Here is a 25,903-nt window from a genome sequence, read left to right on the forward strand (position 1 = left end):
CTCTGTTAAAGAATAATGATGTTGACAATCTAAAAATTGAATGGAACCTTTAAAAAAAGGGTTCACTGATGAATGGTTTGTGAAATAAACAGTGAATATCTTAATAACTTAAAAGTGAAAGTTATTTCTGCCAAATTTTTTTAAATAACTTAGTATATGTTAATGCAAGTACGGATTGCAAAATCAGGAATAAAGATAAACAAAATATTTGTACATTATGGTCTAATACACTTAACATTGCCATAATCAAGCCGACTAAGATAAAAAGACCATATAGGAAAGGGGTTAATTTCATTAATATTTTGAATTTTTTCATTATTCCTATTCTCCTTTTGTTTTTTCCGTTTCTTTTGGTCCAAGTTTAACCTTTGTACTTACCGAAAAACAAACTTGTTTAGAATCACTGTGCATACAAGTATAGCCATCTTTATTTTTGCATACAGTTCGTTTTTGAAAAACAGGTTCACTTGCTGAAAATGACATAAGAGAATGGTTAAAGAACCCTTTTTAACGATGTTGTTCAGACGAATTCAATTTTTAAATTTTGCTATTATAAAACATCCAAATAAATGTTTTATCTTATACCATGTAACGTTAGCTGGTTTATCAAAAATCAACAGAGTTATTCCATAGCCTTTGTTTTAATAAATACATCGGCAGTTCAAGGCTTATCCGTTTTCAATTCTTTGCGCTTATTCGGTGTTTCTGCCAAGGTGGCGTGGAAAAGATCAGAGATTTCAATCGTTTCGTTTTATTTATATGATTCTCTAAATGGACCAATATTCCTTTTATATATTAGTGTATCATCTTTTGACCAGTGTCTGAAATGGTTGCTTTACATATTGAGTTTAGCGGTTATTTTGAGAAAATCTATTGCGCTATAAACGGCTAAGCCTTGATGCGTCATGGAGTGACTCTTTTCCCAAGAATGATTAAATCTCTTTCAACGCCGTCTAATTCTGCGACGTTTGGCAGGTGGGCCCATTTTTCAAATTCAAAATGTGAAAAAAGTTGAAGGCTCGGCTTGTTATGTCCAAATATAAACGCAAGCAAGGTTTTTATTTGAAGTCTTGGGCAAGCATCTATTGCTTTTTGGAGCATATATTTTCCAAGTCCTTTTCCTCTGAAATCCGGGTGAAGATAAATGCTGATTTCTGCTGTCGAGTGATAAGCCGGTCTTCCATAAAACGATTGAAAGCTCAACCATCCGCCTATTTTCCCTTGATGGTCTATTACCCATAAAGGTCTGGAAGAAGGAGAGTGCTCTTTAAACCACTGTGTTTTGCTTTGAACAGAAACAGGTTCTAAATCAGCCGTTACCATTCTGCTTGGAATGGTAGAGTTGTATATCTCTACAATGGCAGGCAAATCGCTGAATTCGGCATCTCTCACGGTAATATCTGATAACATGAACAACACTCCCACATTACGGACAAATTGATTTATTAGGACAATCTTAGTCACTTGTATTTTATGCTAGAGGATGATACACAGAAAATCAATATGAAACTTGAGCGAGTCAAATGAAATCACGATAAACTCTTTCATACATAGTCCGGGAGTTCAGAAAAATTCTAGTTTGAAAGCAGATATTTTTATTCACAAGGACCTTTCATATTGATATTTCAAAAGAACTCACTCTAATATTTCTGCAACGACTCCACAATCATGATTACGATTTTATTAACGTTCCTTGATGGAAAAACATTTGCCATCTTCCATCACGAAATTTCCAAATCGAGCTGCGTAAAGTATCTTGCATTCTTGTATCATCTTTTACACGAAATGTCGTTAATACTACATCTTCTGATAAAGGATTTATCTCAAAATCATAAAGAGTCATTTTCCTTATATTAAGTCCGCCCTCATCGACACAATCCTTTTTATGCCAAATATTCCCTGGATTTCCGGATTCAAAAAAATCGTCAGTTGAACGAATTTCCGGTTTTAACAACATTTGTTCTAATTGACATAAATGCTTTTTTAAAGCGGATTTGTTTTCCATTTTTATCCTCCTTTGGATTGATTATTGCATCTCATTATACTTTGTCCGTAATGGGGGTGAAAAAGAAAATCAACAAAAAAGAAAAAAACGAAAAAAATATTTGCAAAATCTTGTCGGATCATGTACAATAATTATTGTTCGACAGCAATTGCGGGTGTAGTTTAGTGGTAAAACCACAGCCTTCCAAGCTGTTGTCGTGGGTTCGATTCCCATCACCCGCTCCATATACATATTGTGATCAACGCAGTATTTTGTTTGTAAGAAACAAAGTATTGCGTTTTTTTGTTATATGGTTAAAATATAGCCGACTCTCTTTTTCGACTGAAAGGTGATCCGTGATGGATTATAATCAATTAAAACAGGACATTATTGCCTATAGCAAACAGATAGGCATCGATAAAATAGGTTTTGCTTCTGCAGAGCCTTTTACCGAATTGAAAAATCGTCTGATCCGTCAGCAGGAGCTTCAATTCCAATCGGGATTTGAGGAGCCTGATATCGATAAACGCACTAATCCCGCCTTGATATTTGACCAGCCACGATCCATTATCGCGATTGCGTTGGCTTATCCATCAAAAATGAAAGAAACGCCAAAAGGAAAAAAGGGGCTTCGACGTGGAACTTTTTGTAAAGCCTCTTGGGGATTGGACTATCATGTGATTTTAAGAAATCGCCTCGAACAATTGGAGGAATTTATCCGTTCCAAAGTTCCAGAAGCCAGGATGAAATCGATGGTCGATACGGGCGAATTATCCGATCGTGCTGTAGCGGAAAGAGCGGGCATCGGTTGGAGCGGGAAAAATTGTTCGATTATCACCCCGGAATTCGGTTCTTACGTTTATTTGGGAGAGATGATTACCAATTTGCCTTTTGAGCCGGATCTGCCGTTGGAAAGCCGCTGCGGTACATGTACAAAATGTTTGGACGCTTGTCCGACAGGGGCGTTGGTTCAAGGAGGACAGTTAAACGCTAAAAAGTGCATCGCTTTTCTTACACAAACAAAGGATTTCCTTCCGGATGAATTTCGAGATAAAATCGGCAACCGCTTATACGGCTGTGATACATGTCAAACCGTCTGCCCTGAAAATAAAGGGATTGATTTTCATTTGCACGAAGAAATGGAGCCGGATCCTGAAACAGCAAAACCATTGCTTGAACCGTTGCTTGACATCAGCAATAAAGAATTTAAAGAGAAATTTGGCATGGTTTCCGGCTCGTGGAGAGGGAAAAAGCCAATCCAGCGGAATGCCATCATTGCCCTTGCCCATTTTAAAGAAGAAACTGCCATTCCTTCTTTAGTGGAAGTTTTGCAAAAAGATGTTCGTCCTGTGATACGGGGGACCGCAGCTTGGGCGATTGGAAAAATAGGCGGCGATCAAGCAAAGTCAGCGCTTTTGGAAGCGAAACAAACGGAAACGGATCCCGATGTTTTGAAAGAAATCGAGAAGGGGCTGCAATATTTTTCTTCCTAAATAGAGATTTTAGTGGATTCTTCCCCGATATCGCCACATAGGCTTTAACGGGGAGGGATTTTTTTATGGAATCACAGCTTCAAAAACTTTTGCAAAATCGATTGGAACAAGTTGTTGAAAATGAACAGAGGAATGTTTCCGATGAAAAATGGGAAAGAAAAAGGGAGCTTTTGGAACGACGGAATGCGAAAATCTTAAAAGTGAAAGGAAAAGGACAGATTGTCCATAAAACAGATCGTGAAGTGTTTTACACTCTTCATTTTCAATATTTGATTAAACAAAATCGTTTTTTTTATATGGAAGAAGAAATAGAACATCGAAAAGCTATTTTTTTGGAACAAACTGTGATCAAGGATGAAGAAATCATTCCCTCCTGGGAAAGCGAAAGATATTCGATTGAGCCGATGGAAGAATGGGAAGACACAGCAGAGCGGGCGGGATTTGAATATAATCGGCTAAAAGCGGTTCAATATGCGGAAAGATGGTGGAATAGCTATAATCCCGCTTACAAAAAGTTTCATGTCAATTGTACTAATTTTATTTCGCAATGTTTAAAAGCCGGCGGCGCACCGATGAGAGGATATCCGAATCGGGGCCAAGGCTGGTGGATGCAAAATGGTTCGTGGAGTTACAGTTGGTCGGTCGCCCATTCGTTTCGAATGTATTTAGGCCGATCCAAGACGGGGCTAAAAGCGAATGAAGTTCGCAATGCCGCTGAATTGCAGCTGGGAGATGTGATTTGCTACGATTTTCAAGGAGATGGACGGTTTGATCATACGACCATTGTCACCGCTAAAGACGACTATGGAATGCCTTTAGTCAATGCTCATACTTCCAATAGCCGCATGAGATATTGGAGCTATGAAGATTCAACGGCTTACACTCCCAACATTCAATATAAGTTTTTTGCCATAAACGATCAAAGTTGACGGGGAATCGTATATGCTATAATAATGGCAGACTTTATTTTAGAGGTGAAAGCATTGTGGCAAATCATGTAGTATTGTATCAACCAGAAATTCCTGCGAATACAGGAAATATTTCCAGAACTTGCGCGGCTACGGACACAATACTCCATTTAATCCGCCCGCTTGGTTTTTCAACGGAAGACAAAATGTTAAAAAGGGCCGGACTTGATTATTGGAAATATGTCAATATCATTTATTATGATTCACTCGATGAATTTTTTGAGAAAAATCCGGATGGAGAATATTATTATATAACGAAATTCGGCGAGCAATATTATAATTCGTTTGATTTTAGCGATACGAGCAAAAATCATTATTTTATCTTTGGAAAAGAAACGACCGGTTTACCGAAAGAATTGCTGGCAGCCAACAAAGAGCGTTGCTTGAGGATTCCTATGAACGATAAAGTAAGAGCTCTTAATTTATCGAATACGGCGGCTATTTTAGTATATGAAGCGTTAAGACAACAGCAATTTCCTCATTTAACATAAGAAACCGGGCATGTCCCTGTTTCTTTTTTCTGTTTTAAATCATTTGAAATTTTTCCGATAAGGGTTATAGTAATACATAAAGCTGGATAAGGTATGCTTCATTTGATTTCGGGAGGAGAATGGGGGATTTGGCTTTTTTTGGTTCGTTATCACAACCAAATGAGAATGGCAAAGATTTCATTCATTCTCCCTTTGTCTCGTGACATTTTGATCGTCCGGTAATCACGAGATTCAACAACAGATTGAAAGAATATGTCCTCTTTGATCGGAAGGATTTTCTTGATTGCGTCGTTTTTTCAAAAACGAAGTCTGAAAGTGATGTAGCTTTTCATGACTGCAGGAGAGAATCATTTAGGAAAAAGTTTCTATTTTATCTTTAGAGAGGGGATGTAGCAGCGTTGAATACCACTATTGAAACGATCTTGGCTCATCGGTCTGTAAGAAAGTTTAAGAAGCAGCCGCTCACTACGGAACAGATCGAAACGATTGTTCGTTGCGCTCAGTCAGCTTCTACTTCCAGTTTCATTCAGGCGTATACGATTATTGGGGTTACGGACACGGAGAAAAAACAAAAGTTGGCGGAACTGTCTGGGAATCAGTCTTATGTAGCGGAAAATGGCCATTTTTTTGTATTTTGCGCCGATCTTTATCGCCATGAGGTTATTGGTGAAATCGAAGGAGGAGACGTCATTCCTTCGCTTGAAAGCACTGAGAAATTTATGGTCAGTTTAATAGACACGGCATTAGCGGCGCAAAACGCTGTGATTGCCGCAGAATCAATGGGCTTAGGCATTTGTTATATCGGCGGACTCCGCAACCGTCTCGAAGAAGTGAAAGCGCTTTTGCAAATTCCTGAAAGGGTGATACCGTTATTTGGATTGGCCGTTGGCTATCCGGATCAGGAAACGGATAAAAAGCCGCGTCTTCCGCTTCATCACGTTTACCAAGAAAATCTTTACAACAGCGATAAAGAAAAGATCCAAAAAGATTTAGAAGAATATAACAGAGTAGTTGCCGACTATTATAAAGAAAGAACGGGAGGGGTTCGAGAAGATACTTGGACGGGCCAAATGTCCAATATGCTTTCCAGAAGAGTCAGAATGTATATGAAAGAATTTGTGGAAAAACAAAAAATGGATTTGCGCTAGGAAAGTTCCCCATTCTGTTGGATGATCATCTTGCCTTTCGGCGCAACTTATATCAGGGTGCCGTATTGATTGTGAAACGGCACCCTTAGTTCAATGATCACCAAAAAATACCGATTAATACGATAGCCACTAGAACATAACCGCCGATTTGACTGATGATAGCAGGATTAAAAACGGGTTTGTCTTGATTTTCCCTCAATACAGCAACCTCTTTTTGAAGTTGCTCCACTTGTTCTGAGAGCTTTTGAACAGTATGGTTCAAATCATCGATGATTTGCTCAAGGTTTTTTTGTTCTTCAGTCATCATATTCCCTCCCTCTATAAACTCCCTCTATAAACTTTAATTTTCTTCAAAATTCTCGCGTTTTCTTTAAATTTCGCTAACACATAATAGCTTCTTCACCTCAAATGAGTGTAAATTTCTTGTATTTATTCAATATATTTACATGGTAAGGTGCATCCTATAATACAGATTTACAATATCTGTAATATCATGTATGACCGTGCAAGAAGTCTCCACACTTCTCATGGTCGCTCACCCTCCCATGTATCACTGGATTTTAAGATCCACACATTCCTTCGTCCTGCGTACCCATGAGGTGGAGGTTGGATATGCTCCTTTACAGGGTCTAATGCCCGAATGGTGAAAATATACTCCAACTCTGCACTATTGGTGTTTGTCAGAATAACAAGTCGTTTGAAAGCTTTTATGCAGCCTGTAATGCTTTTATTTGAGGTAATCCCTTTAATAGCTTTAATCCATCAAACTCACACTGTTTCTTACCAATGGCAAATAACACACGTAATAATTTACAACACAAGGCAATCAGAGACTGTTGTTTTTTTAACGGCCTGTCTGGCCGATTGGTATAGTAATGATGCAAGGCTTTAAATACAGGATTATGGGCAACCAATGGTCGAATGGCCAGGTATAATGCTTTTCGTAAACGTCTTCGACCCCTTTTGGTTATGCGTGTTTGCCCTTTATACTTTCCTGAACTGTGTTCTCTTAAAGAAAGCCCTGCCAGATTGACTAATTGTTGCGGATGATTGTACTTGGTTAAATCTCCTACTTCCGCAAAGAACAAAGCAATGGTAGTGTAACTAAGTCCCGGGATATTGGTCATTTGTTTCGCACCTGGTATGCTTTCAACAACACCTTCTAGTTCTTCATCTAGTTGTGCTAACTGTTTCTTGTAAAGCTCATATTGATCCAATAGGCAATCCAATTCTCTTTTTGCGAACTGGATTCCTGTCTCAATCCCAACGCTCTTTTTCGCTACTTCTACGAGTCGGGTTGCTCGTTTCAGCCCAACCCCACGCTGTACATACGGTTTCCATTTTTGCAGCACTTCTTCTGGTGACAACTTTTGAATATGAGAGGGAAATGGAAACATGCGCAAGGTATAAAAGGCTGCTTTACCTTTCCAATCTCCAAACACATCGAAAAACTCTGGGAAAAAGCGCTGAATGACGTTTTCAATCCGCACTTCAATGATCATAAGCTGTTTGATGAGCTGATCTCGTAATTTGACGCCTTCCCTTAGTTCAGCGTATACGCCCTCTAATAGGTTCGGTACGGAGTATCGCCCATCTTTCATTAACTGTGCAATGACACGAGCATCTTTTGTATCGTTTTTTGTAGGCGAATTGTCATCAAGCTCTTTACTTTTTTTGACGTGCATGGGATTCACTAGCACTACATCATATCCTTTTGCCTTAAGAAAGTAAGCAAGATTTAGCCAATAATGACCTGTTGGCTCCATTCCAAAAATCACGTGGTCCTTATGATTTTCTTTTTGAATATGATTAACCCAATCTAATAAGGTTTGAAAGCCGTGTATACGATTTTCAAAGATCAATCTCTTGCCAAATTCTAAGCCTCGGTCATCTTGAAAACGGGCAACGTGCTTTTCTTTAGCTACATCAATACCTACAATGAGAGTTGATGGTGTAATTTGAGAGATTTTTTGATTTTGTGTATAATTCATTTTGAGTCCTCCTTGGTTTATTGAAATTCGGGGTCAACGCGCATTGACACCCTGTACTATACCAAGGGGACTTTTTTTTATCAAACCTCAAATTTCCTCATTACAGGAATGCTCCTTTATTAAAAAATATTCTGAATAATTATTGGTGAAAAAAGCTGAGCGTACAAACCGCCCAGCCACTTGTTCTGCCACGTTTCTAGTTGTATGTAAGAGATCAAAACTCCATGATTACTTTTTGTTTACCCCTGGCTTGTCATTGTAGCCGGCAGTAAAAATAGCGGTAAGAAACGAGAGGATAACCACCATAATAAGCAGAAATTTCATAAAATTATAACTCCTCCTTTATTAACGTTCTGACGATTTATCGATATTATATCGTAAAGAATTGGAAAAGTGAATGCGCTTAAAAAATAAGAGAGAGAAATTCGGCAGAGAGACGGGAAACATCATTTGAAACGACAACGATTTTGTGTTTTGGGCATGTTTAAATATCCGACGGCATAGATTATATTAATCGTTCTCTCAATAAGGACAGGGGGATGTTTATATTGGATATTTTAAAAAAGGTTGAGCAGTATCGGGAGAAAGAAGAAAAGCTAAGATGGGAAGGCACATTTGCTGAGTATTTAGAGATTGTGAAGGAAAAGCCGTGGGTCGCTCAGTCAGCCCATTCAAGAGTGTATAACATGATAAAAGATGCGGGGTTTGAAGAGGTTGGGGGAAGAAAGAGATATAAATTTTTCAGCAATGAATTATTTGGACTGGAGGAAGCGCTGGAAAGATTAGTGGAAGAATATTTTCATCCGGCGGCGAAAAGGCTTGATGTCCGGAAACGGATATTGTTGTTGATGGGGCCGGTCAGCGGGGGGAAATCGACGCTTGTCACAATGTTGAAAAGGGGTTTGGAAGCCTATTCCCGTACTGAAAGAGGCGCGATTTACGCGATTAAAGGATGCCCCATGCATGAAGATCCTCTACACCTTATTCCTCAACATCTTAGAGAAGATTTTTATAAGGAATACGGAATTCGGATTGAGGGGAACCTATCTCCTCTGAATATGATGAGATTGGAAGAAGAATACGGTGGAAGAATAGAAGATGTGTTGGTAGAAAGAATCTTTTTTTCAGAAGACAAACGCGTCGGAATCGGCACATTCAGCCCGTCAGATCCGAAATCTCAAGATATCGCCGATTTGACAGGAAGTATTGATTTCTCGACGATAGCCGAATATGGCTCAGAGTCTGATCCCCGAGCTTATCGGTTTGACGGCGAACTGAATAAAGCAAACCGTGGTCTGATGGAATTTCAAGAAATGTTGAAATGCGATGAAAAGTTTTTATGGCATTTGCTTTCTTTGACGCAAGAAGGCAACTTTAAAGCAGGACGTTTCGCTTTGATTTCGGCAGATGAATTAATAGTGGCACATACGAATGAAACCGAATATCGTTCTTTTATTTCCAATAAGAAAAATGAGGCGCTGCATTCACGGATTATCGTCATGCCGATTCCATACAATCTAAAAGTGTCCGAAGAAGAAAAGATCTATGAAAAAATGATCCGCGAAAGCGATGTCGCCGATGTCCATATAGCCCCGCATACGTTAAAAGTCGCAGCGATGTTTACGATTTTAACTCGATTGAAAGAACCGAAAAGGGGAGATATTGATTTAATCAAAAAAATGCGTCTATATGATGGAGAGAATGTAGAAGGCTTTAATGCGGCAGATGTAGACGAATTAAAGAAAGAATATCAAGATGAAGGAATGAGCGGAATTGACCCGCGTTATGTCATTAACCGGATTTCATCCACCATCATTCGGAAAGAAGTGCCATCTATTAATGCGCTTGACGTGCTGCGGTCTTTAAAGGAAGGATTAGATCAGCATCCTTCCATCACGAACGAATTACGGGAAAAATATTTGAATTTTATCTCTTTAGCCCGTAAAGAATATGATGAAATCGCCAAGAAAGAAGTGCAAAAAGCTTTTGTTTACTCATATGAAGAATCCGCTAAAACCTTGATGGATAATTATTTGGATAATGTAGAAGCGTATTGCAATAAAACGAAACTCCGTGATCCGCTTACAGGAGAAGAAATTAATCCGGATGAAAAATTAATGCGCTCTATTGAAGAACAGATCGGCATTTCTGAAAATGCGAAAAAAGCATTTCGAGAAGAAATTCTGATCCGCATTTCAGCTTATGCAAGAAAAGGTAAACGGTTTGATTACAATTCGCATGATCGCTTGCGTGAAGCCATTCAAAAGAAATTATTTTCTGATTTAAAGGATGTTGTGAAAATTACAACTTCCACCAAGACGCCGGATGAGCAGCAGCTCAAGAAAATTAACGAAGTGGTTGCAAGGCTGATAGACGACTACGGTTATAATTCAACTTCAGCCAATGAACTTCTGCGCTATGTAGGCAGCTTGCTAAACCGTTAAACATTTGCGGATAAATCTCAATGTTTTTTGAAAAAGGATTAAAAGATCTGGCCGGACCTTCCAAAGATTTGGAAGGTCCGGCTTTTTTAATGAAGGGAGTAAAGAGCTGTCTTTCTTTAGGAAAAAGGGTTTTCAAATGTACAAAAGCCCGGCTTTTTTAAATCGCTGCTACTCCCTCCAAAGAGGTTGTCAGAAAATATTGTGCAAATAGAAAGATAACTGTCTATACCATAGATTTATTTTCTCAATATGATACGTATAGACCAAAACAGAAGGAGATGTATTTATGAAAATATTGCTTGCTACGTACTGGGCCGTTCCGCACGTAGGGGGAGTATGGGGCTATATGAAGCAGCTTAAAGAAAAGCTTGTGTCTTTAGGACATGAAGTGGATTTGCTAGGTTACAGTGAGAATAATGAGTATGTTTACATTGTGAATGAAGATCGAAGGTTAGAAAAGGATAAGGTGCTTCCTTTGCTTAACGCAAAACTAAACGAACAAGTTTATCCGGCTATTCATATCAATCCATTGATAAAATATACGGAATTTCAACGTTACTTTTTTGAATTAGCTGCTGCCTATTTAGGTTTGGACAAATATGATGTGATCCATACACAAGATGTCATTTCCACTGCAAGTATTCAGAGGGTGAGACCTAAAGGACCTGCATTAGTCGCTACCCTGCATGGTTGTGTGGCTCATGAGATTAGACACCAATTAACCACCATTCATAAATCACCGACTTCTCACATGGCTCGGGCATATTTTGATGAGCTCGAACGTACTGGAGCGTCATCTGCTGAATTTACGATCGTAGCCAATAATTGGTTAAAGAATATTTTAACGAATGAGTTTCTTGTTCCTGATGAACAAATCAAAGTATACCACTATGGATACGATGTAGAGAATTTTATAAAACGAATGAAGGAGAAATCTCCTGTAAAACGTCCGGATGACAAAAAAGTGATCATTTTTACAGGGCGGCTTGTGGAACTGAAAGGGGTTCACCATCTCATATCCGCTCTTGGCCAATTGAAAGAAAGTCGAAATGATTGGGTTTGTTGGATTGTGGGAGACGGAGACAAGAAAGCAGAGTTACGAGTCCAAACTAAAGCCTTAGGTTTAGAAGAAGACGTATTGTTTTTTGGAAGTCGAGATGATATTCCTGCTTTATTGGCTAATTCAGATATTTATGTTCTTCCAAGCCTCTTGGAAAACCAACCTTTATCAGTAGTCGAAGCTCAAATTGCCGGAATGCCTGTGATTGTGAGTGATGCAGGGGGATTGCCGGAAATAGTGGAGCATCAAGTGACAGGATTGATATCACCTGCGGGAGACAGTGAAGCTTTATACCAAAATTTAAATTTATTACTAGACGACGAAAAGTTAAGGAAAACTTTAGGGAATAATGCCAGCAAATGGGGAAGGAACCATTGGGCTTTAGATAAAGGGGTTAGCAACGTACTGGATGTTTACCATAGCGCTATATCTAAATTGAGAAAGGACGAAGAGAATGTCTCGGCTAATAGACTTCATTAAACGTTCTTTGCTCACCTTGCTTCCTAAGGAACTTCAGTCGTTTCTTCCAAAGGAATTTCAGGCATGGCTTCAAAGGACTGAGGACAGTACGGAAGAGAAATCAATGGTAGGTTCTTTGCCGCAAGAGTCTGCATCGCCTAGCCCCGTCGCAAAGGATGCCATCCCAAAAATGAGCGGAGAATCTTATAACTCTTTATTTTCAACTCCGCTTCCAACTCCGAAAATATTTGTGGATCATCGGATTTGGGAACTCATTAAACATTCTTTGCCGGAGAACTATGTGCTTCCTAACCCAGTGACAAAAAAAATTTTTGAGCCGATGAGCGGAGATTTTTACAATTCATTGTTTTCGACTTCGTTGTCCACTCCGGAAGTGTTTGTGGATGATCGTATTTGGAAGCACATTAAACATTCATTGCCGGAAAACTATATACTCCCTAACCCAGTGACAAAAGAAATTTTTGGAACAATGAGCGGAGATTTTTACAATTCATTGTTTTCGACTCCGTTGTCCACTCCAGATGTGTTTGTGGACGATCGAGTTTGGAAGCACATTAAATATTCATTGCCGGAAAACTATGTGCTTCCCAACCCGGTGACAAAAGAAATGTTTGAACCGATGAGAGCAGATTCTTATAACTCATTGTTTTCGACTTTGTTTTCCACACCGAACATGTTTGTGGATGATCGTGTTTGGAAGCACATTAAAAATTCATTGCCGGAAAACTATGTACTGCCTAATCCAGTGATAAAAGAAATGTTTAAACCGATGAGCGGGGATTTTTATAATTCATTGTTTTCGACTCCGTTGTCGACTCCTGAAGTCTTTGTGGATCACGAAGTTTGGGAATCAATAAAAGCTTCTCTACCCCCGGACTATGTGATCCCTAACCCTGTGATGAGGGACGTCCATTAAATCCATTCGTACTAGTTCTTCATTGGGCTGCTTAAAAAACTTAGGTGAGAAGAGTTTCCAAAAGGATCTTTTCAAGTACGGATTTATATCACCAAAAAAGCCCCGCCTCACTTTTATCGTGAGAGCGGGACTTTTTGTATGAAGAATCATCAGTCCCTCGAATGGTAGGAAACTTTTATTGGAGCCAAAAATAAAAATAAGTCTGTTATTGCGCAAGGGTTGGATTGCTTCCGGAGATTTCGTAGTCTGTTTGGTTTTTCGTGATCGTAATCATACTGTTTGTATTTAGAAGATCGTCAAGTTCACTTTCTTTTTCAATGACGAATTGAGTTTTGCTATAAAGGTCTCCTTTGAAAATGGTAAATAATAAAATTCCGTTTAGAAAAGAGTTTATATCATTTCCATAGGTAATGACCTCTGTTTCACCGGGATCAAGTATAAAGGAAACGGTCCCATCTTGGTTTAATGGTTCATCTCCTTCACGAATAAAGAGAGTAATCTGCAAAGTAGCCGGGCTATCATTCACAAATGTCTTTGTACCTGCCATAAATTTATTACCCTCCTTTTTTCCATCATCTTATTCTCACAACAAGGATTTGCAAGGGTAGATATAATAGTTGGATTGATCATTTCAATTCAAGTTGATAGAGGTAGTAGATAATGGCAGGCCAAGCCGTTTAACTAACACAAAAAAGAGAATACTATGGAGAAAAATTCTACTACTGTTTGACTTTGAGAATCTATTGATTTTAAGAGATAGGATCGATACCTTAAGGTAAATCCAATCGGGAAACGGCTATAGAGTTTGCCGATCAGTCCTTATAGAGGGTGTGATCCATTGCAGATAATAGAGATGAAATAAGACTTATGCTAGATTATAAATTTCTCCATTTAGACAATTCTGTAATGTCTTTAGCAGCAAAACGGTTTTCTAAAAAGTCTTTCCTCCATCGCTATCCTTCTTTTTTTTCGATTCCATCCGATTTGTTTGATGGGACTCGTTTTACGCTTTGTATCCCTTTCTTATTCCAAACTATTTTTCTGTACATTAGGCATACTCCTTGTACCACTTTCTTTAAAGCTTCATACGATGATAAAAAAGTTATAAGGAGCATAAATCATGAAGGCTGTTGTAACTGGTGGGGCCGGTTTTATCGGTTCTCATCTTGTTGAAGAACTGCTTCTTCAAGGTGCGAAGGTGCATGTATTGGACAACTTAGTATCTGGACAATTGAAAAATGTACATCCGCTTGCCGTCATGCATATCGAAGATATACGCAGTCAAGGGGCCAAACAAATTATTAAGAGAGAAAAACCGGATGTCGTATTCCATTTGGCAGCTCAGGCAGATGTAGGACAGTCGATTCGTGAACCAAAATATGATGCTGACATGAATATCAATGGAACCATCAATATATTAGAAGCTTGTCGTGAAGCCTCTGTGAAAAAAATCATCTTTGCCTCTACCTCAGGGGTTTACGGTAATTTACAAAAAGATTTGATTTCAGAAAAGGACTTGACAATGCCTATTTCTTACTATGGTTTATCGAAATTGACAGCCGAGTCATATATCCGCTTATTTCATCAGCTTTATGGACTATCCTACACCATTCTCCGTTTTGGCAACGTATATGGCCCTAGGCAATCGGCAAAAGGAGAAGGAGGAGTCATTGCGATCTTTTTAGACAGAATCAAAAAAGGAATGCCTTTAATGATACACGGTGACGGAGAACAAACGCGAGATTTTGTTTATGTAAAAGATGTCGTTCGTGCAAATATCGCTGCTGTGGAGAAAGGGGATCAGGAAACGATTCAAGTCAGCACCGGAAGAAGCGTATCCGTCAATCACTTAGTGAAAATGCTGACGCAAATTTACGGATCCCCAATTGAGACGATCTATACACATGCAAGAACAGGCGATATTAAACATAGCTGTCTCGATAATAAAAAAGCGCGTCAATTGTTGCAATGGAATCCTCAGGTTGATATTTTCAACGGATTAACAGAAACTTATACCTTTTCATGAAAATCGTCAGTCAAACACTTTTGAAAGATAAAACATTTTTTGTTTTGCTATAAAAGTTTGCACATAATGTTCATACAAAATAGGATGATGGACGACCATTAGAAATGATTTTTTATAAAATCTCGTATTCCTCCCTGTTGCGGATTAGTCGAATATGGAAAATTTGTTCTATTTCTCATTGAAACCTGGATTAAATACACATTTTTCCATCGTTCGAGTTTCTGCCCTCTCATTTTTTCGTGATGCGGAATTAACTATGGATAGGATATTAGAAAAATATTCGTCTTTTCTGGATTCAAGTTGGATAAGCTTTCATTCGTTTTTGGGGAATTGAGGAAATAAAAAATGTGCTATGCAATGCATAACGGGACCTCACATTGGAAATACGTTTTTCATTTTTTTAAGGAGATGGGAATATGAGTTTAGAAGATATTAAAGGAACTTATGATTCCGTATTTAGTTTAGGAGATCTTTGTTTGACATCCATTCAGCTTAAGAAAAATAATTTGAGACCTTTTTCGGGAGTGTTGGATTGGATGGCATCTCCTTCGTTATCAAATGTCAATCGTCTTTTGAAAAATCGATTTGTCGGTTTTATGGACCTGCCTAATTTAAGAATAATAGGTTATGCTTCTGATCAGCTAATTTGTGTATCGGATGACGGCTATCAAATAGTTTCTAATCATGATTTTGAAGTTGGAAAAAATACACTTTCACATTTGGGCGGTTACCCTGAAGTTAGAGAAAAGTTTGATAGACGGATAAAGCGCTTTTTAGAGAAAATGGAGACCAGCAAACGGATCCTTTTTGTTCGAACAGAAGGCACGTTTGAAGAGGTCTTAGAGCTTGAGTCCATTTTATCCAAAATGGTGAAACATGATTTTCGAATACTCATCGTCAATCATACCGATGTCAGCGGCCTGACCGAAAAAAATTGGCCTATTGAAAGAGTCAGCGTGGTTGAACTTCCGAATCGGGACATTTGGAATGCGAATGATCATTTTTGGAAAATGATGTTCGACGGAGTTCAACTGAGCGGAAAATAAGGGACTAAATACGGGACAATTCTACCGTAACAAGAATGGAAGATTCCTAAACGGAACAGTCGCCTGAAACAACAGGTGTTTCATCTAGAATGAATCTATCAGGAGGTCAAGTAGATGTTTCAAAATAAAGTGATTTTGGTGACCGGCGGGACAGGCTCATGGGGGCATGAGCTCATAAACCAGTTATTATCGCTAAACCCTAAAAAAATCATTGTTCTTTCCAGAAACGAAGCCAGTCAAGTAGAGATGAGCAGAGCGATTGAAGACCCTCGATTGAGCTTTTGCATCGGTGACATTCGAGACAGGGAAGCGTTAGTCAAAGCTTTTGAAGGCGTCGATTATGTGTTTCATTTAGCTGCTTTAAAACACGTCCCCGTCTGTGAAGAACAACCTCTCGAGGCATTGAAAACAAACGTGCTAGGTACTCAAAACGTAATTGAAGCTGCATTAGAAAATGGAGTAAAGAAGGTCATCAACGTATCGACCGATAAAGCGGCAGACCCCATTAACTTCTATGGGATGACAAAAGCCATCGGTGAAAAATTAGTGGTATATGCGAATCAGATCAGTTCGGATACCCAATTTATTTGTATAAGAAGCGGAAATATTCTAGGAAGTAATGGAAGTGTGCTTCAATTATTTATGAATCAAATCAAAAAGAAAGAGATCAAAATTACGGATAAAAGAATGACACGTTTCTTCTTAACCAGGGAAAATGCAATCAAGTTGTTAATAAAAGCTGCAACAATAGGAAAAGGCGGAGAGATTTTTGTCATGAAATCATCCGCATGGAGAATTCTGGATTTGGCTGAAGTGTTGATAGAAGAGTCCGGGGAGAGAGATGTCAAAGTTGTCGAATTTGGAGCTAGACCGGGAGAAAGATTCCATGAAGTTCTGATTTCTGAACATGAAAGCCAAAATACAGTCGTCTATGATGAAGACTTCTTAATTGTTCTTCCTACGATCAACATCCCTGGGTTAAAACAGTTTTATGCTGATTGTTTACCTGTAAAAGGAAATTATTCTTCCAAAGAATTTTTGATGACAAAAGAAGAAATCAAACAAATGTTGGTGGAAGGCGGATTTTTAAAATAAAGGCATTGGTGCTATTCAAAAAGGGTAGCACCGTTTGCCTTTCTCATTTAGAACGAATTAGGTATCTGTGTACCAAAACAATGCAAAGTAAGGAATAAGAACGATTAACAATAGTCAGCTTATTCTACGGAAAACCAATACGATTTGTTCCCTTGAATCTGCGTTTATTCGCAGAATCTTTTTTATCAAGCAAGTTGGCTAATGGTCATTTTGTAAGAATGAGGGGCAAAGACCACTGTACTGACAACATCATAAGATTAATGGAATTCAAATGTGTTGCTCTATATCAGATAAACCAGAAAAAGAGCTGATCATGAAAGGAGCAGCCCGTTCCGTCATATTCGATCTGCTTGTCCAACCTGGATTTTCTCCTTTTGGATGATCTTTTTGTCAACTCTTTGTGTTTCTTGCATAGGATAAAGTAATCAACCTGTAGGATCAAAGTGTATTGATTATGACAGTCATCATATTGTATGAAAAATTATCAAAAAAGTGAAAACCATTTTAGGAGGGGAGGAAAAGAATCAAATGGATAACCATCAGTTTGCGATTTCAAAAGAAGATTGGTCCCTCCATCGGAAAGGGTATGAAGATCAACAGCGACATAAAGAGAAAGTGCAAGAAGCTATTCGAAACAACTTGCCCGATTTAATTACGGAAGAAAGCATCATTTTATCCAATGGCAGGGATGTAGTGAAGATACCGATACGCTCATTAGACGAGTATAAAATCCGTTATAATTACGATAAGAACAAGCACGTCGGCCAAGGAAACGGAGACAGTAAAGTCGGAGATGTCATTGCAAGGGATGGCAGCAGCGAACGAGGACCTGGAAAAGGCCAAGGTGCAGGGGATAAACCGGGAGAAGATTATTATGAAGCGGAAGTTTCTATGGCTGATTTAGAAGAGGCATTTTTTGCGCAGCTGGAACTTCCTAATTTAAAGCAAAAGGAACAAGAAGATCATACTGTTGAGAAAATTGAATTCAACGATATCCGCAAAACGGGATTGATGGGGAATATTGATAAGAAAAAAACGATGCTCACCGCTTTTAAAAGAAATGCATTAAAGGGTGAGCCAAGATTCCATCCGATTATTCCGGAAGACTTGAAATTTAGAACTTGGAACGAAGTGCAAAAGCCCCATTCCAAAGCAGTGGTGCTGGCCATGATGGACACGAGTGGATCTATGGGGATATGGGAAAAGTTCATGGCTAGGAGTTTTTTCTTTTGGATGACCCGATTTTTACGAACGAAATATGAAACGGTAGAGATTGAGTTTATCGCCCATCATACGGAAGCAAGAGTAGTCACGGAAGAAGAGTTTTTTTCCAAGGGCGAAAGCGGGGGGACGATTTGTTCTTCTGCCTATCGAAAATCGCTGGAACTAATTGAGGAAAAATACCAACCTTCTCGGTATAATATTTATCCTTTCCATTTTTCTGATGGGGACAACTTGACTTCCGATAACGCAAGGTGCATCAAACTCGTCAAAGAAATCATGGCTGTGTCGAATATGTTTGGTTACGGAGAAGTCAATCAGTACAGTCGCCATTCCACTTTAATGTCCGCCTATAAAAACATCAAAGACGAAAAATTCCGTTATTTCATTTTAAAACAGAAAGAAGATGTCTTCCACGCCATGAAAAGCTTTTTTCATAACGATGATCAGTCCAAAGTGTTGGCTTAAGTCTCATAAACAAAAAAGCTTTGAGTGCATCGGAGAGATCGGCATCGGAGCTTTCTTAATAACCTGTTAAAATAATGGAAACCCACAGAAATTTTAAATGAAATTCTGTGGGTTTTTTTAGTGATTAGGCTTTCTTGAATCCGGAAGAAAATAGTCTAACTCCATTTTTCAGATGGGGACAACTTGACTTCCGATAACGCAAGGTGCATCAAACTCGTCAAAGAAATCTGGCTGTGTCGAATATGTTCGGCTACGGAGAAGTCCATTAGTACAGCTGCCGTTCCACCTTAATGTTCGCTTATAAAATCATCAAAGACGAAAAATTCCGTTATTTCATTTTAAAGCAAAAAGAAGATGTATTCCAATTTTTATTGAAAATAGCGTTTTTTCATTCCCGGCAGACCGATTCTTTTTTAGCTTTTGATTTCGTTTCTTCTTAAATGAAAATTTAAAGTATCTGGCATCTCCTTTGTTGAGCCGAGTCCACTTGCGGCTATTTTCAAAAAGGATCCATTTGAAGCTTTCATTTATTTTTTTGATATTAAGAAGTATTGTCAAAGTAAATGTGTGCCGCCATTATTTTCACAGAAAAATTTCATATTTTTATCAAAATTTGTAAAAAATCTACACAAAATATTTTTCCTTTACTATAATGGTTAGGTGGGAAGCTCACGATATTTGCACCACTTTGGAGGAAACGTCCATTTTACATCGTACAGTTTATTTTGAAGTTAATTGTTTGAATATTAATAAATATCTTAAATAATGTTTATGAGAAACAGAAATTGGTGATATAAAGAGGATTGTTTTTTTGGCGCAAACTGTTTCATTGTACAATTTTCTAGAATTCGACAGAAAGGAGGAGATTATGACTGGGATGATAAAGGAACCAACACAACAAATTTCGCCGAAGGCTGTGAAGATGTGGCGAATAAGTGACGCCATCACGTATTTCATTGCACTTTGCATCCTATTAATCCTTCTGTATCTTCAGCAATATTATGGGTGGAAAAGTTGGATAGGTCTTATTCTCTATGTTCTTTTAATACTCCTCATTATTTCCTCCATCGTTGAAATCGTGATTGTACCTATTTATCGACAGCGAACTTGGCGCTACGAAGTCGACGAGAAATACATACAATTGAAGTATGGAGGAGTATTAAAGAAAACTCATTTAATCATACCTATGACGAAAGTGTTATACGTCAATACGAATCAAGGTCCGCTCTTGCGAAAATTTGATTTGTCGACGATAAAGATAGGGACGATGGCTTCTGTGCATGAAATACCGGCTGTTCCTGAAAAGAAAGCAGCGGAATTACGGGAAAAGATTGCTGTTTTAGCGGGAATTAGTGAATCAAATGAATAGGGGGTTCTATTCCTCCATGAACAGGGAAACAACAAATAATAAAGCTCATCGAATACATCCGCTATGGATCGTCTATTCGATTGGCAAGTCCGTAAAGGAATTGGTTTTTTTTGTTATTGGTCTTATGATTTATATACGTTCAGATTCAGATTCTATTTTCTTCAAATTGGGAGTTTTAGCCGGAATTCTCTATTTGATTTATAAAGTCGTTTCTGTATTGTTAGAATGGTTCCATTTCAAGTATTTATTTACGGACACGGAATTGTGCATTCATGAAGGACGATTTATCTTGGCAAGCCGTTATATTCCATTGGAGCGGATTCAAGGCATCAGTCGGAATACACCTTTGTTTCATCGTTTGTTCGGACTCACCTCTCTCTTGCTGGATACAGGTGCAGTCGGCAATAAATCCTCCGTCAAACTTGAAATGATCACCTGCAAAGAAGCCGAACGAATACAAAAATATTTTAGTCATGCCGATTACTTGGAAAGAGACGTGAGTAAACCTAATGAGGGGACATTAGAAGCGAACCTGCTGGAACATTCCTCAAGGAAGAAGCATTATGAAATGACTTCTAAAGAAATATTTGTGGCTTCCGTTACGTCGCTTCATTTACTTATTTTTATTTCGCTGCTTTATACCTTTTATTCGAATTTAAATGATTTTTTGTCAATAGACCCATATATAGAGGCTGTTCTCTCCTTCTTTCAAAAATCTTGGTTATTAACGGCCGTTGGTATTCTTGCTCTGTTGGTGTTATCAATGGCTTATGGTTGGGGAAGGACTTTCATTCGGTATAGAAATTTTGAGGTTACTTCTGATCATCAGCGAATTTTTATTAAAAAAGGTTTGTTTCATCAGACTGAATTTTCCATTCCTAAGGAAAAAGTTGAAGCCATCATTTTAAATACAAAATTTCTTCAAAAAATCTTGGGAATTGTGGAGGTGAGAATTGTAAGCACAGCTGAAGAGGATGATGAAGAGATGAAAACGGCCAATATACTCTTTCCTTTTATTCATAAAAACAAAGCTTTACTACTGATATCTGAGATTTTGCCCACATTTAAAGTGGAAACGGACATGGTGAATCTTCCTCGGTCAGCTATTTTTGTAAAATTAGTGCGGACTAGCTATATTTGGATCGCAGCAGGAGCGATATTCTACTTCTGGCCAAGACTCTGGTATGTTCCGCTTGCTTTTCTAGTTCTTACTCATACTTCCCAACTATTAAGTGGTTTATCTAATGGCTACAAGATTCGTGGCCCTTTTATCCAACTTCAAAGTGGATCTTTTTCCACGAAATTATTTATCACAACCCGAATGAAAATTGAAGAGTTAAAAGTAACAGAATCAGTACTACAGCGTAAGTTTGGCCTCGCTTCTCTTGAAATTTTTACACGTTCTAAATCCGTTCAAGTGTCAAAAATTTCGGATATTCCGAAAGATGTGGCAATTAGCTGCTATCAATGGTATGGAAAGAACGGAGGAAACAAGGGATAATATAAGTTCTCATGTATTGAATAAAATTTAGGATTAATACAATTTAAAGAATTGGTTATATAAAAGAGATAAAATTTCATCATGGGGTGTTATTTTTACATAACCGTGAAAAATGAAAAGGAGAGAGTTTTTTGAAATCTATACTACCACCGCTTATAGTCGGACTCATTTTATCCATTGTCTGGGGGTATTTCTCAGATTTAAGGCAAGGGGAAACGAAAGCGTTTATTATCAGGCTTATTATCGTGCCTTTCATTCTTATATTATTAAGTAAGACGCGCGAAGCTAAAAAAAGTAAGTATTTTTAAACTCCCTTCTACGGTCTAAGAATTTTGTTTTGATTTTTAATGGTACCAAATCCTTTTGCATTCCATCATCATGGACTGAAGAAGTTATCTTCTGACAGCAGGGCATTTTTGGACTATTGCTGGCGTATGAATAAGGATTTCAAAGTGAGGAGCTTTATTCTGTAATATGTGCTTTCAACCAAGCAGTTTTATGATAAAAGGAGATTTCATATACGAAATCTTCTTTTCGATGTCGTTGTCGACGATCCTTTTAAAGGAGAATCTTCGTAACAGCATTTATTTTTCAAGAAAAATCTCTTACCCCCAGGATTTAGTATAGAATCAAAAAGAAAAACGGTGAAAAAGCTGTTTAGAAACGCTAAACAGCTTTTCTCGTTTTTTACGGAATTAAATATCTCCACAGCTTTTCGCTCTATTCTTTATCATCTTTCTTTGGCTTTCTCATTTTTTGTACCAAAAGAAATAGCTTGTGTTTGGCTGTTCAAAGACTATCCTATTCCTACATACAAATCTTTCCTGTCTTGATAGGCGAATTTTATCTGCGTTGTCAGGATGCTGCCTTCAAATTAGATTCTTTGCCTGTTTTCGTTTTTTCGAATCCAATTGCGATGCCTTTCAGGGAGTTTAAACGGGTTGAACTAAGTTATATAGGATATGAAAGGAATTTAACCCACTATGGATCTTTACAGATGGATAAAATTAGAAAACATAAAAAAAGATCTTTTTTATCATTCTAAAAGTGTAACTTAAATTGAAGGAGGAATCACCTGTGACTATCATCAGTCAAGTGAAACAAACTCTAGCCGGATTAAAAAGTGCACAAGCGAGCTTCGAAACCTTTGCACTAGGAACCGATAATCAACAAGCTAAACAACTTTATCAAGATGCTGCCAAACAAACACAGCAACTAGTTGACAGCCTTTCTGCTCGTGTTCAACAAATTGAACAAGAAGAACCTCAATACAAACAACAATAATGTACAAATTAGATAAAAAGGTTGGTTGGATCAACCAACCTTTTTTACACCTTTAAACGGAACGTGATGAGCACATAGATCTAAAGGCAAAACAACAATTGATATAGTTTAGGATATACCGAATATCTGAATCAGATAAAAAGACCAGTACTGAAAGACTGTAATGAAGCTTGCCTTATCGGGCAGGCTATTCCAATGTTTATGATCATGATTCTTAATAAAGCGAGGTGGTTTTTGATGTTGACGGGGCATCGTACTTGGGTTTTCGATCAAAAGCCCGCCATTATTTCAACTGGTACAGTTGGTGGACCTTTTGAAGCGAACGGAATGCTGGCATTAGATTTTGATCTGCTTCATTCCGATTTATGGCTAGGTCAAGATTCTTATGAAAAAGCCCACAAGATCCTTTTAGAAGAAGCCTGTCAAAAAGCCATCGAAAAAGCCGGTCTTCAAAAAGAGCAAATTCAGTTTTTCTTGGGGGGAGACTTGATTAATCAGCTTACCCCTACCAGTTTTGCTATGCGCACGCTAGGAGTGCCTTTTCTCGGTTTGTTCGGAGCCTGTTCAACATCGATGGAGGGACTGGCTCTTGGTGCTTATATTGTTAATAACAAAGGAGCCGACTATTTGTTAACAGGTGCTTCAAGTCATAATGCAGCGGTTGAAAAGCAGTTCCGTTATCCAACGGAATACGGTGGACAAAAACCGCCCACTGCACAATGGACGGTAACCGGTGCTGGAGCTGCTTTGTTAAGCAGTACTGGTGACGGTCCCAGGGTTACGTCTGCTACGATTGGTCGTGTTATTGATATGGGGATGACCGATCCGCTGAATATGGGAGGGGCAATGGCTCCGGCAGCTGTGGATACGATAGAAGCACATTTAAAAGAACGAAATGTTGACCCCTCTTACTATGATTTAATAGTGACAGGAGACCTTGGTCAAATTGGACATGATATTTCACTTGAACTATTTCATAAACACGGCACCCCTATTCGTGAAGAACAGTATCAAGATTGCGGGCTCATGATCTACCGGGAAGATCAGCCGGTCTTATCTGGAGCGAGTGGTGCAGGATGTTCCGCGACCGTCGTTTACGGCCATTTGTTAAACCGAATGAAAAAAGGGGAGTTAAAACGAATGCTAGTGGTCGCAACGGGTGCTTTGTTATCGCCCTTATCCTTTCAGCAAAACGAAACCATCCCTTGTATCGCACATGCGGTGTCGATTGAATACGAAAACGGGCCATAAATGGCATTTTTCTTATCTGAAGAAGCTTTTTTGTTAATTGACTTCTTTTTGGAGAAAAAAAGCTGTCAATAAACGGCTGCGACACCAAAATCTCAATTTTTGTATGGGAAATCATTTTTCGGTTTTTAGAAAATTTTCTCTGTTTATATGTAAATAGGGGATGCCTAAAACTAAAAGGTGTAAGGAGAGGATACGATGACCATTGCATCGGAAGTGAAACAATGTATGGCCAGCCTTAAAGGTGTAGAAGCCAGCCTGTCCAGTTTAGCATTGCGCACCCAAGATGACGAATCAAAACGTACATTGCATGAAACAATGATGATCGTCCATGAAGTGGTGGAAGATATCAAAAAACGTGTTGGAGAGTTGGAACGAGAAGAAACTCAGTACAAAGGGTTTTAAGATCACCTATTCTTTTGATGGAGGTGTTGCGTTGTGCCCAATTGGTTAGATGTTGTGATACGGTCCATATTGTTTATGATTATTCTTTTTTTAATCACAAAATGGCTGGGGAAAAAACAAATATCTCAACTTTCTTTTTTTGAATATGTAAATGGTATCACCATCGGGAGTATAGGAGCAGAGGTTGTGACTGGACTTGAGCAAAAAATCTCATTAGGGATCATAGCGATCATCACTTGTGCGGCTATCCCCTTTTTGGCGGGCCTGTTATCGTTAAAGAGCAAAGGTTTCCGCGGCTTTATTGAAGGAAAAGGGACGATTTTTATCAAAGATGGAAAAATCATGGAAGACAATTTAAAAAAGGAAAGATACTCGACAGATGAGTTGTTGGAATTGCTTAGAAAGAAAAACGTTTTTCAGGTGTCAGATGTGGAATTTGCCGTTTTAGAGCCAACGGGAGACTTATCTGTCTTATTGAAGAAAGAAAATCAACCTTTGACGGCAAAAGATTTGAATATGTCGGTTGTTACGGTGAAGGAGCCTCAGACGGTTATTATGGACGGAAAAATACTGGATGAGCCGCTCACCACGATTGGCCGAAGCAGGAGATGGCTAATCACGGAACTGGAAAAACTGGGAGTGACTATCGATAATGTTTTTCTTGGACAGGTCAATTCCTATGGCGAATTAACGGTCGATCTTTATGATGATAAGCTTAAAGTTCCATCTCCGCAAGAAAGACCATTGATTCTCGCCACTATGAAAAAATGCCAGGCCGATTTAGAGTCATTTGCCCTTGGAACCGAAAATAAAGAAGCTAAGGAACTATACAGGAAAAATAGCGAAAAATTGCAAAAAGCGATTGAGAAAGTATCCCCTCTATTAAAAAATTAGAATGTGATGATCATTTTGGCTGATTCAATCCGATGCCCTTATGGATAAAGAAAAAAATATCGACGAATACAGCAAGAAGCCTGGAAGAGCTGATAACGACCGCTGGATGGTGAATTTCAGTAAATACCGAAGAAGGACTTTTTATCTTGATCAGGATCATCCGTAAGAAAACCATCTTGCCACAACAAGAATACTCTGACACAGAAATGATTCCATCAACTTTTTGAAATACAGGATTTTCTATACGATGTATTATTTAAAGCAAGCCTCCATTCACAAAAGGATACAAAACATCTACAATTTTAGAGAACTACATTAGCCTGGCAAAGACGGGTATCTCCAATAAACACTACGACCTTCGTATATCGTCA

The 25,903-nt window shown here is 38.5% G+C and carries 23 protein-coding genes, 1 tRNA gene and 2 pseudogenes; 20 read left to right on the top strand and 6 right to left on the bottom strand.

Features of this window, described 5'->3' with window-relative positions; translation table 11 throughout:
• Positions 1-330: 330 nt before the first annotated feature.
• The 3 genes and pseudogenes from NST12_RS03785 to NST12_RS03795 all read right to left on the bottom strand — a co-directional run.
• A pseudogene (locus tag NST12_RS03785) lies at positions 331-534 on the bottom strand (IS1595 family transposase); the annotation flags it as partial.
• Positions 535-903: 369 nt separating this feature from the next.
• Positions 904-1,410 (bottom strand): GNAT family N-acetyltransferase, encoded by a 507-nt coding sequence (locus NST12_RS03790; RefSeq protein WP_270584761.1) that lies wholly within the window; start codon positions 1,408-1,410, stop codon positions 904-906.
• A gap of 262 nt (positions 1,411-1,672) precedes the next feature.
• Positions 1,673-2,005: a nuclear transport factor 2 family protein gene (locus NST12_RS03795; RefSeq protein ID WP_341100304.1), complete on the bottom strand. Its 333-nt coding sequence runs from the start codon at positions 2,003-2,005 to the stop codon at positions 1,673-1,675.
• Positions 2,006-2,155: 150 nt separating this feature from the next.
• Here NST12_RS03795 and NST12_RS03800 point away from each other — a divergent pair.
• The 5 genes from NST12_RS03800 to nfsA all read left to right on the top strand — a co-directional run bounded on the left by NST12_RS03800 (position 2,156) and on the right by nfsA (position 6,084).
• Positions 2,156-2,229, top strand: a tRNA-Gly gene (locus tag NST12_RS03800).
• Between the two features lie 114 nt (positions 2,230-2,343).
• A complete protein-coding gene (gene queG, locus NST12_RS03805; RefSeq protein WP_270584023.1) occupies positions 2,344-3,477 on the top strand; it encodes a tRNA epoxyqueuosine(34) reductase QueG in 1,134 nt (377 codons plus the stop codon).
• Positions 3,478-3,542: 65 nt separating this feature from the next.
• Positions 3,543-4,406: an amidase domain-containing protein gene (locus NST12_RS03810; protein ID WP_341100309.1), complete on the top strand. Its 864-nt coding sequence runs from the start codon at positions 3,543-3,545 to the stop codon at positions 4,404-4,406.
• A 56-nt stretch (positions 4,407-4,462) separates the two neighbouring features.
• Positions 4,463-4,936, top strand: a complete 474-nt coding sequence (gene trmL / locus NST12_RS03815) for a tRNA (uridine(34)/cytosine(34)/5-carboxymethylaminomethyluridine(34)-2'-O)-methyltransferase TrmL (RefSeq protein WP_341100311.1) — start codon at positions 4,463-4,465, stop codon at positions 4,934-4,936.
• Between the two features lie 398 nt (positions 4,937-5,334).
• Entirely contained in the window at positions 5,335-6,084 is a 750-nt protein-coding gene (nfsA, locus tag NST12_RS03820) for an oxygen-insensitive NADPH nitroreductase (RefSeq protein WP_061778549.1), read from the top strand.
• Between the two features lie 97 nt (positions 6,085-6,181).
• On the opposite strand, the gene NST12_RS03825 is transcribed toward nfsA, so the two are convergent.
• The gene (locus NST12_RS03825) at positions 6,182-6,388 is read right to left on the bottom strand and encodes a hypothetical protein (protein ID WP_048622772.1); all 207 of its coding nucleotides are present in this window, start codon (positions 6,386-6,388) and stop codon (positions 6,182-6,184) included.
• 403 nt (positions 6,389-6,791) lie between these two features.
• Positions 6,792-8,075, bottom strand: coding sequence for an IS110 family transposase (locus NST12_RS03830; protein ID WP_341100278.1), 1,284 nt, complete (start codon positions 8,073-8,075; stop codon positions 6,792-6,794).
• 548 nt (positions 8,076-8,623) lie between these two features.
• Here NST12_RS03830 and NST12_RS03835 point away from each other — a divergent pair.
• The 3 genes from NST12_RS03835 (at position 8,624) to NST12_RS03845 (ending at position 12,975) form a co-directional block, all read left to right on the top strand.
• Positions 8,624-10,519 (top strand): PrkA family serine protein kinase, encoded by a 1,896-nt coding sequence (locus NST12_RS03835; RefSeq protein WP_048622773.1) that lies wholly within the window; start codon positions 8,624-8,626, stop codon positions 10,517-10,519.
• Between the two features lie 286 nt (positions 10,520-10,805).
• Positions 10,806-12,059 (top strand): glycosyltransferase family 4 protein, encoded by a 1,254-nt coding sequence (locus tag NST12_RS03840; protein ID WP_048622774.1) that lies wholly within the window; start codon positions 10,806-10,808, stop codon positions 12,057-12,059.
• The gene (locus tag NST12_RS03845) at positions 12,034-12,975 is read left to right on the top strand and encodes a hypothetical protein (protein ID WP_327824902.1); all 942 of its coding nucleotides are present in this window, start codon (positions 12,034-12,036) and stop codon (positions 12,973-12,975) included. Before NST12_RS03840 ends, NST12_RS03845 begins: the two co-directional genes overlap by 26 nt.
• A 205-nt stretch (positions 12,976-13,180) precedes the next feature.
• Here the strand turns inward: NST12_RS03845 and NST12_RS03850 are convergent, their stop codons facing one another.
• Positions 13,181-13,522, bottom strand: coding sequence for a hypothetical protein (locus NST12_RS03850; RefSeq protein ID WP_327803610.1), 342 nt, complete (start codon positions 13,520-13,522; stop codon positions 13,181-13,183).
• 573 nt (positions 13,523-14,095) lie between these two features.
• Here NST12_RS03850 and NST12_RS03855 point away from each other — a divergent pair.
• The 12 genes and pseudogenes from NST12_RS03855 to NST12_RS03910 all read left to right on the top strand — a co-directional run bounded on the left by NST12_RS03855 (position 14,096) and on the right by NST12_RS03910 (position 25,532).
• Positions 14,096-15,001 carry an NAD-dependent epimerase/dehydratase family protein gene (locus NST12_RS03855; protein WP_048622777.1) on the top strand — a complete coding sequence of 302 codons (906 nt, stop codon included), beginning with the start codon at positions 14,096-14,098 and terminating at the stop codon, positions 14,999-15,001.
• A 416-nt stretch (positions 15,002-15,417) separates the two neighbouring features.
• The gene (locus NST12_RS03860) at positions 15,418-16,047 is read left to right on the top strand and encodes a DUF1796 family putative cysteine peptidase (RefSeq protein ID WP_048622778.1); all 630 of its coding nucleotides are present in this window, start codon (positions 15,418-15,420) and stop codon (positions 16,045-16,047) included.
• Positions 16,048-16,161: 114 nt separating this feature from the next.
• Positions 16,162-17,142, top strand: coding sequence for a polysaccharide biosynthesis protein (locus tag NST12_RS03865; protein ID WP_048622779.1), 981 nt, complete (start codon positions 16,162-16,164; stop codon positions 17,140-17,142).
• 528 nt (positions 17,143-17,670) lie between these two features.
• Positions 17,671-18,831 carry a sporulation protein YhbH gene (yhbH, locus tag NST12_RS03870; protein ID WP_048622780.1) on the top strand — a complete coding sequence of 387 codons (1,161 nt, stop codon included), beginning with the start codon at positions 17,671-17,673 and terminating at the stop codon, positions 18,829-18,831.
• Positions 18,832-18,993: 162 nt separating this feature from the next.
• Positions 18,994-19,271 (top strand): annotated as a pseudogene (locus NST12_RS03875) (DUF444 family protein); the annotation flags it as partial.
• Between the two features lie 428 nt (positions 19,272-19,699).
• Positions 19,700-20,200 carry a PH domain-containing protein gene (locus NST12_RS03880; protein ID WP_003353243.1) on the top strand — a complete coding sequence of 167 codons (501 nt, stop codon included), beginning with the start codon at positions 19,700-19,702 and terminating at the stop codon, positions 20,198-20,200.
• Between the two features lie 16 nt (positions 20,201-20,216).
• Entirely contained in the window at positions 20,217-21,701 is a 1,485-nt protein-coding gene (locus NST12_RS03885; RefSeq protein ID WP_341100317.1) for a PH domain-containing protein, read from the top strand.
• 131 nt (positions 21,702-21,832) lie between these two features.
• Positions 21,833-22,009, top strand: coding sequence for a hypothetical protein (locus NST12_RS03890; protein ID WP_341100319.1), 177 nt, complete (start codon positions 21,833-21,835; stop codon positions 22,007-22,009).
• A 769-nt stretch (positions 22,010-22,778) separates the two neighbouring features.
• Positions 22,779-22,985 (top strand): DUF1657 domain-containing protein, encoded by a 207-nt coding sequence (locus NST12_RS03895; RefSeq protein ID WP_003353240.1) that lies wholly within the window; start codon positions 22,779-22,781, stop codon positions 22,983-22,985.
• Between the two features lie 237 nt (positions 22,986-23,222).
• Positions 23,223-24,236 (top strand): stage V sporulation protein AD, encoded by a 1,014-nt coding sequence (gene spoVAD / locus NST12_RS03900; protein WP_048622782.1) that lies wholly within the window; start codon positions 23,223-23,225, stop codon positions 24,234-24,236.
• A gap of 195 nt (positions 24,237-24,431) precedes the next feature.
• Complete coding sequence (locus NST12_RS03905; protein WP_048622783.1) at positions 24,432-24,638, top strand: DUF1657 domain-containing protein; 207 nt, start codon at positions 24,432-24,434, stop codon at positions 24,636-24,638.
• A 75-nt stretch (positions 24,639-24,713) separates the two neighbouring features.
• Positions 24,714-25,532: a DUF421 domain-containing protein gene (locus NST12_RS03910; protein WP_341102122.1), complete on the top strand. Its 819-nt coding sequence runs from the start codon at positions 24,714-24,716 to the stop codon at positions 25,530-25,532.
• The last annotated feature ends 371 nt before the right edge of the window (positions 25,533-25,903 follow it).

Source organism: Bacillus sp. FSL W8-1127, assembly GCF_038006725.1.
In the GTDB taxonomy this organism is placed as follows: Bacteria; Bacillota; Bacilli; order Bacillales; family DSM-4216; genus Bacillus_O; species Bacillus_O smithii.